General features: G+C 45.9%; 1 protein-coding gene. It reads right to left on the bottom strand.

What is annotated here, in order from left to right:
• Nucleotides 1-338: 338 nt before the first annotated feature.
• Nucleotides 339-824 (bottom strand): cupin domain-containing protein, encoded by a 486-nt coding sequence (locus IT781_RS21900; protein ID WP_194972290.1) that lies wholly within the window; start codon nucleotides 822-824, stop codon nucleotides 339-341.
• Nucleotides 825-1,092: the final 268 nt, after the last annotated feature.

Genomic DNA, 1,092 nt, shown 5'->3' with positions numbered 1-1,092 from the left:
AAGAGAAAAAGCTTGCAAAACGGAGGAGTCCATATATGCGCTGAACGCAGTGATGCGCATCGATCGCGAACGATGGGGTTCGTACCTCACCGCATCCTACCGCGCAGACTCACCGCGATGTCGTCCGCGGCTTTTTTCCTTGAGACTTCTGACGCCTGCCCGCCAAGCTCGGCCGCACACCGTCAGCCGTGCAGACATCAGACAACCTTAACATCTTCTGCCAGTCAATGTGTATTTCTGAACGGCTACTTTATAGCTACAAATAGCTCACTTAACGTTCAATTCAGGTGAAACCGATGATATGCGTCGCATTTCAACTGCAATTGTTTGTTATACGCTTATTTGGGTCTCTTCTTGCGTGGATCATCAGTAGGGTTTGTATAAGTAATGCCCCATGGCCCAGTGGCAATTAACTGCACGATTGTTTCCTCATCAGTTGTCCAGACATAATGAGTGTGGTCAGCGGGTAACACAAAGCTGGAACCTGTTTTAAGCATCTCCCCCTTCTTCATGTCGAAGATTTCACCCATGCCATTGCCTAATTTGCCGCGCAGGACTGTAATTACCTCTGTAAATGGGTGTATGTGTGGTGGAATTGGATAATTGGACGGAAATTTCAGCCAAGCTATAAAAACTCCTGCTTTGTTTGGGTCACCAACTAGAACTACACTTTGAGCGCCTTTTGGGAGTATCGGTTCGTCATTCCACTTGACCGTATCCGGCGTGAACGATTCCATGTTAATAGCGTTCATGCGATCGATTTTATCCTGAGCTAATGCAGAACCTGCGAAAGAAATAATCATTGCAGCTATCAAAATTTTCATCTGGTCTCTCGTTTTTCTATGCAGCTTTTAACCACCATATTGCGGCAGTGCCCTATATTGCACTATTCACAAACCAAACTGCAATAGCTGGAATGGGAGGGGTTTTAGTCTTTCAAGGAAGATAACCTGGCCGGCAGATGTGAGTCGAACTCAGACTTTCAATGTCAGATTTTGTTGAGACCCGTTAGATCAGGTCCAGATTTTTACGCGTGCATCTGTTAACACCAAGGGACTTTGTCGTACTTTAACTACCAAGCGATTTTGTCGT

The organism is Methylobacter sp. BlB1 (genome assembly GCF_015476545.1).
Classification (GTDB): domain Bacteria; phylum Pseudomonadota; class Gammaproteobacteria; order Methylococcales; family Methylomonadaceae; genus Methylobacter.
The sequence above is the reverse complement of the archived record's forward strand: the minus strand, read 5'-3'. Positions and strand labels throughout refer to the sequence as shown.

What these genes read in the sequence shown, in the direction of transcription:
- IT781_RS21900 (WP_194972290.1), bottom strand. Translation starts at nt 824, where the DNA reads ATGAAAATTTTGATAGCTGCAATGATTATTTCTTTCGCAGGTTCTGCA.